This window comes from Actinosynnema sp. NPDC059797 (assembly GCF_042732085.1).
GTDB lineage: Bacteria > Actinomycetota > Actinomycetes > Mycobacteriales > Pseudonocardiaceae > Actinosynnema.
In genome coordinates this window covers 9631-10092 of sequence record NZ_JBHWIE010000257.1, presented here as the reverse complement: position 1 = coordinate 10092, position 462 = coordinate 9631, and the positions used below count along the sequence as shown (strand labels likewise).

Annotated in this window: 1 protein-coding gene; it reads left to right on the top strand. The window is 74.5% G+C overall.

Annotated features, from left to right (window positions below; translation table 11 throughout):
• A partial coding sequence (locus ACFV4N_RS33270) for a hypothetical protein (RefSeq protein ID WP_499676617.1) occupies positions 1–462 on the top strand: 462 nt, incomplete at its 5' end.

Here is a 462-nt window from a genome sequence, read left to right as displayed (position 1 = left end):
GCCACTACGCTGCACGGCATGACCACGGCAGGCCCCGAGACCTGGGCGACCGACGACGACCTGCGCTCGGCCCGGGAGCGGTTCATCGCCGGCATACCCGGCTACACAACGCCGGCGGCCTACGCCGTGGCGCGCGTGGACGACGGCGAACCGACCTACGGCCACGTGAACCGACCGGGCGAGGCGGGGCCGCTGCCGGCCGCCGTCCTGGCCTCGGTGTGCGGCTACGTCGACACGACCGCGGTGTTCCGGCTGGACCGCGACCGGTTCGCCGAGGCCGTCGACCGCCTGTCGCCCGCGGACGCGGCCACGCACGTGCGGCACCCGAACCTGTGGTCGTGGCGCGAACTGCTGGCCGGCGCGAAACCCGACAGCACCTTCCTGGCCTTCTTCGTCGCCTCGACCGACGACCCGCCCGTGGACGAGGACGACGCGCGGTTCCGGCGCCTGCTGGCCGGCTGA